Genomic DNA, 5,424 nt, shown 5'->3' on the forward strand with positions numbered 1-5,424 from the left:
CGCCCTCCCACAGCAGCCGGATGATCTCCAGCGCCTCGCGGAAGCGCTCGTGCCGCTCGGCCACGGCGGGGAAGCCGCGCCCCACGACGTGCTCGTTGAGCCGCTCGCCGGCGCCGACGCCGAGGGTGAAGCGGCCGTCGGAGATGATCTGCATCGTCGCCGCCGCCTGCGCGATGATCGCCGGGTGGTAGCGCACCGACGGGCAGGTCACGCCGGTGACCAGCCCGATCCGCTCCGTCTTGGCCGCGATGGCCGCGAACAGGCTCCAGGTGAACCCGGAGTGCCCCTGCACGTCCAGCCAGGGGTGGAAGTGGTCGCTCATCTCCACGAAGTCGTACCCGGCCCGCTCGGCCTCCACGGCCTGCCGGATGATCTCCTTGGGGTCGAAGGCCTCGGTGGCCAGCTTGTACCCGATGCGCATCGTTCCTCCGTGCTCGACGGTCCGGCTGCCCGGCTCCTCGACCGCCGGGCCGGGCGCGCCAGGGCGCGCGGGACGGCCACGGGGGAGGTCGTCGTGACCAGGGTGGTGCGCTTCGAGCGGTTCGGCGGTCCGGACGTCCTCCACGTCGTCGACGAGCCCGCGGCCGACCCCGGGCCCGGGCAGGTGCGCGTGACGGTGCGCGCTGCGGGGATCACCACCGGGGAGTCCGCCGCCCGCGAGGGTGCGCTGGCCGAGCTGTACCCCGGCGCGTTCCCCGGCTCCGAGGGCGCCGAGTTCGCCGGCGTGGTCACCGCCGTCGGCCCTGGCGGCGCCTTCGAGGTCGGCGAGGAGGTCCTGGGCTGGAGCGAGCGGCGCGCCGCGCACGCCGAGGCCGTCGTCGTGCCCGGCACCCACCTGGTCCGCAAGCCCGCCGACCTGCCCTGGGAGGTGGCCGGCTCCCTGTACGTCGCCGGGGTCGCCGCCCACGCGTGCGTGTGCGCGGTGGGCGTGCGCGACGGCGACGCCGTCGTCGTCGACGGGGCCACCACCGACGTCGGCTCCTTCGCGGTGCAGCTGGCCCGCCTGTGCGGTGCGCGCGTCGTCGGCGTCGCGGCCGTCGAGCACCACGACTGGCTGCACGCGCACGGCTGCGACGCCGTCGCGCCCGCCGCGGACCCGGCGGTGCTGGCCCGGCGCGTGCGCGAGCTGACGCCCCGCGTCGACGCCCTGGTGGACACCACCGGCGCGGACCTGCCCCCGCTGACCGGCGCGCTGGACGTGGCGCCCGAGCGCGCGGTCTCCACCGTCGAGGTCGAGGCTGCCGTGGAGTTCGGCGGCGCCCCCGCGCCCACGGCCACGCGCCGCGCCGAGGTCCTCGCCGAGCTCGCCCAGCTCGTGGCCGGCGGCCGGCTGCACGTGCCGATCGCCGGCGCCTACCCGCTGGCCGACGTGCGCGCGGCCGCCGCGGCCGCCGAGCGCCCCGGCCGCCACGGGCGCGTGGTCCTGCTGCCCTGAGGGGCCCCCGCCGGCGACCCGCCGCCAGGGGCCTCAGGGGGTGGGCGGTGCGCTCTGCGCGGCCAGGCGCACCGGGGCGTTGACCTCCCCGTAGCCGCCGTACCCGCCGGTGCGCTGCAGCACCTCCACGAACAGCTCCCGGCTCAGCGAGCGGGTGGTGAAGTGCAGCAGCTCGCCGCCGTGCTCGTCGCGGTCGTACATGACGTCGTTCTCCCGCAGGCTCGCCAGCAGCCCCGCCCCCAGGCCGTAGCGGGCCTCGAGGTCGTCGTAGTAGTTCGCCGGCACCGGCAGCAGCTCGCCGCCGTTGCGGCGGAAGGCCGCCGCCGCCGCCAGCGCGTCCGGCGTGGAGAACGCCACGTGCCCGGCGCCCACCGGCCGCCCCCGCAGGATCGACGACGTCGGCGCCACGCTCACCGCGATGCGCACCCGCCCGTGCGGGGAGGTCAGGGTCCGGGTGCGCACCAGGCCCGCCGGGCCCGGCACCACCGACACCGGCTCCGCCTCCAGGCCCAGCACCGAGGACAGGAACAGCGTGGCCGCGTCGAAGCCCGCGAACGGCTGCGGCAGCACCACGTGGTCCACGCCGTCCAGCGGCACCGGCTCGCGCGCCGCCCCCGCCGGCTCCGGCCCGCACCGGGTGAAGTCCGCCAGCCAGCCGCCGCCCGCGGGCGCGTCGCCGCAGAACTGCACCCAGGTGCCGTCCGGGGCCAGCACCGAGGGGATCTCCGCCTCCCCGGGGCCCACCGCCCGGTTCACCACCGGCGCCAGCAGGGTGCGCGCGCGCTCGTGCAGGGCGTGCGGCTGCGGCGTCGCCAGGCCCAGCGCGGAGACCTCCGCGCGCACGTCCTCGCGGCGGCGGTTCAGCACCACCCGCGCGGCGCCGTTGGACCACAGCTCCACCGGCCCGCTGCGGTGCTCGCCGGTGCGCGAGAACCCCAGCTGCGAGAGCACCCCCGTCACCGCCGGCGCGGTGGCCGGGGAGGCGGACACCTCCGTGAACGCCCACTCGCGCACCGCCGGCGGCTCCGGCAGCGACGGCGAGGGCGAGGCCGGCGGCAGCCCCGGGCGGTGCCGGAACGTGCGGTCGCGCAGGTGCCGCAGCGAGCGCATCGCGTCCACCGCCGTGGCGGCCGGGTCGGCCTGCCGGAACAGGTCGTTGAACACCTCCAGCGACACCGGCCCGCGGTAGCCGCTGCTGACCACGGCGGCGTGGAAGCGCTCCAGGTCGAACTCGCCCTGGCCGGGGAAGCAGCGGTGGTGCCGGCTCAGCGGCAGCACGTCCATCGGCAGCCGCGGCGCGTCGGCGATCTGGTAGAAGAACACGTCCTTCGCGGGGATGGCGGCGATGTCCGCCGGGTCGTCGCCGCGCGAGAGCACGTGGAAGGAGTCCAGGCAGTTGCCCAGCGCCGGGTGGTCGGCGGCGGCCACCAGCCGGGCGGCGTGCCGGTAGTCCGACACGTGCGCGCCCCAGGCCAGCGCCTCGTACGCCAGGCGCACCCCGTGCGAGGCGGCCACCTCCGCCGCCGCGTGCAGCTGCGCGGCCAGCAGCGCGTCGTCGCGCACCGCGCCGGCGTGCACCGCCGAGCACACCAGCACCAGGCCGGTGCCCAGCTCCAGCGCCAGCTCGCACTTGCGGTGCAGCCGGTGGGCGGTGCGGGCCACCGCCGCCGGGTCGACGTCGTCGACGTCGCGGAACGGCTGGAACAGCGAGACCGACAGCCCCAGGTCCTCCACCCGCCGGCGCAGCGCGGCCGGGCGCTCCGGGCTGGCCAGCAGGTCCGGCTCGAACACCTCCACGGCGTCGAAGCCGGCCGCGGCCACCGCGCGCAGCTTCTCGTCCAGGGTGCCCGCCAGGCACACCGTGGCGATCGAGGTCCGCAGCTCGTGCGTGCCCCCGTCGCCCGCCGCGGGCGCGCGCCCGTCCGCCGCCGCGCGCCCGCGCGGCCCCACCGCCGTCCCCACCGCTGTCCCCATCGCTGTCCCCACCGCTGCCTCCGCCACGTCCCCCCCAGGGCCGTCCCGGCCGCCGTCCGGCCGGGGCACACCTTGGCACGCCCGCGCGGCGCTCGGGGCCGCTTCGGGCCCCGAACGCCCCGGACGGGGGAGGCGCCGGCGGCCCGTAGGGTGCTGCGGTGAGCTTGCCCGAGCGCCCCTTCGCCGCCGTGCTGTTCGACATGGACGGCACCCTGGTGGACTCCACCGCCGCCATCGCCCGCTGCTGGACCACCTGGGCGCTCGAGCACGGCGTCACCGGCGAGGCCCTGGTGGCCGCCCACGGGCACGGCCGCCCCGCCGCCGAGATCGTGCGCGACCTCGTGGGCGCCGAGCGCGCCGAGCGGGCCGCCGCGCGCATCACCGAGCTGGAGGTCGCCGACGTCGACGGCGTCGTGCAGCTGCCCGGCGTGCCGCAGCTGCTGGCCGCCGTGCCCGCCGGGCGATGGGCCGTGGTCACCTCCTGCGACCGGGCCCTGGCCGACGCGCGCCGCGGGGCCGCGGCGCTGCCCGAGCCCGCCGCGCTGGTCACCTACGACGACGTCTCCCGCGGCAAGCCCGACCCCGAGTGCTTCCTGCTGGGCGCGCGCCGCCTCGGCGTGGACCCCGCCGACTGCCTGGTCGTGGAGGACGCCCCGGCCGGCCTGGCCGCCGCCCGCGCCGCCGGCTGCGCCACGCTGGCGGTGCGCACCACCCACCCGGAGGGGCCGCTGGAGGCCGACGCCGTCGTGGCGCTGCTGTCGCACGTGCGCGCGAGCGCCGTCGAGGGGGGCGTGCGCGTGGAGGTCCTGCGGGAGGCCCCGCTCGGGGCGTGAGGCCCGCGCCGCACGGCGCCCGCGCCGGGCGGTGTGTAACGCCCGTGCGGGGCGCGGCGATGACACCCCCGGACCCGGTCGCTGCCCGGACCCCCGAGCGGGCAGCGACCGGGTCCTCCCACGTCCGCCGGGCCCGCCGCGACCGCCGGGGCGGCTCCCGCCCCGGGCGCGTCGGCGCTCGGCGGTAACCTCCCTGCATGCCCACCGCCACCGCCGCGCGCCCTCCCCGCCCGTTCGGGGCGGTGCTGTCCGCGATGGTCACCCCGTTCACCCCCTCCGGCGCCGTGGACGTCGAGGGCGCCGCCGCGCTCGCCGAGCGGCTGCTCGCCCAGGGCCACGACGGCCTGGTCGTCAGCGGCACCACGGGGGAGTCCCCGACCACCTCCGACGCCGAGAAGGACCGCCTGCTGCGCGCCGTGCTGGAGGCCGTGGGGGACCGGGCGCACGTCCTGGCCGGGGTGGGCACGAACGACACCGCGCACACCGTGGAGCTGGCGCAGGCCGCCGAGAAGGCCGGCGCGCACGGCCTGCTCGTCGTCACCCCCTACTACTCCAAGCCCCCCCAGGCCGCGCTGGAGCACCACTTCCGCGCCGTCGCGGACGCCACCGCCCTGCCGGTGATGCTCTACGACATCCCCGGCCGCTCGGGGGTGCCCATCGAGACCGAGACCCTGGTGCGCCTGGCCGAGCACGAGCGCATCACGGCCGTCAAGGACGCCAAGGGCGACCTCGCCGCCACCTCCTGGGTGCTGGCGCGCACCGACCTGGCGTACTACTCCGGCGAGGACGCGCTGAACCTGGCGCTGCTGGCGCACGGCGCCTCCGGCGTCGTCAGCGTCGTCGCCCACGTCGCCGGCGAGCAGTACGCGCGCATGGTCGCCGCCGTGGACTCCGGCGACCTGCTCACCGCGCGCACCGTGCACGCGCAGCTGCTGCCCGCCGTGCGCGGGATCATGACCCGCACCCAGGGCGTCGTCGCCGTCAAGGCGGCCCTGGAGCTGACCGGCGCGCTGCCGCACCGCGCGGTGCGCCCGCCGCTGCTGGAGGCCACGCCCGACGAGGTCGCCGCGATCGCCGCGGACCTCGCCGCCGCCGGGCTGCTGCCCGGCCCCACCGACACCTGAACACCCACCCCACGGTCGCGACCGCCCCGGTCGCAGGAGGAGCCGCATGAGCCACCCC

5 protein-coding genes are annotated in these 5,424 nt (G+C 78.2%); 3 read left to right on the top strand and 2 right to left on the bottom strand.

Annotated elements, in window-relative coordinates; all coding sequences use genetic code 11:
- The coding region (locus GTR00_RS13595) for a TIGR03557 family F420-dependent LLM class oxidoreductase (RefSeq protein ID WP_166612149.1) at positions 1 to 421 on the bottom strand (421 nt) is incomplete at its 3' end.
- Between the two features lie 93 nt (positions 422 to 514).
- Here GTR00_RS13595 and GTR00_RS25840 point away from each other — a divergent pair.
- A complete protein-coding gene (locus tag GTR00_RS25840; RefSeq protein ID WP_166612150.1) occupies positions 515 to 1,435 on the top strand; it encodes an NADP-dependent oxidoreductase in 921 nt (306 codons plus the stop codon).
- 33 nt (positions 1,436 to 1,468) lie between these two features.
- On the opposite strand, the gene GTR00_RS13605 is transcribed toward GTR00_RS25840, so the two are convergent.
- Positions 1,469 to 3,409: a sugar phosphate isomerase/epimerase and 4-hydroxyphenylpyruvate domain-containing protein gene (locus tag GTR00_RS13605; RefSeq protein ID WP_166612151.1), complete on the bottom strand. Its 1,941-nt coding sequence runs from the start codon at positions 3,407 to 3,409 to the stop codon at positions 1,469 to 1,471.
- Between the two features lie 158 nt (positions 3,410 to 3,567).
- Here GTR00_RS13605 and GTR00_RS13610 point away from each other — a divergent pair, with 158 nt between their 5' ends.
- Positions 3,568 to 4,242 (top strand): HAD-IA family hydrolase, encoded by a 675-nt coding sequence (locus tag GTR00_RS13610; protein ID WP_323132465.1) that lies wholly within the window; start codon positions 3,568 to 3,570, stop codon positions 4,240 to 4,242.
- 197 nt (positions 4,243 to 4,439) lie between these two features.
- Positions 4,440 to 5,366 (top strand): 4-hydroxy-tetrahydrodipicolinate synthase, encoded by a 927-nt coding sequence (gene dapA, locus GTR00_RS13615; RefSeq protein ID WP_166612152.1) that lies wholly within the window; start codon positions 4,440 to 4,442, stop codon positions 5,364 to 5,366.
- Positions 5,367 to 5,424 lie beyond the last annotated feature (58 nt).

Origin of the sequence: Kineococcus indalonis, from assembly GCF_009906395.1 — a bacterium.
GTDB lineage: Bacteria > Actinomycetota > Actinomycetes > Actinomycetales > Kineococcaceae > Kineococcus > Kineococcus indalonis.

Excerpts from the sequence above, each read along its gene's own strand:
- dapA (WP_166612152.1), top strand. The coding sequence starts at position 4,440 with ATGCCCACCGCCACCGCCGCGCGCCCTCCCCGCCCGTTCGGGGCGGTG.
- GTR00_RS13605 (WP_166612151.1), bottom strand. The coding sequence starts at position 3,409 with ATGGGGACAGCGGTGGGGACGGCGGTGGGGCCGCGCGGGCGCGCGGCG.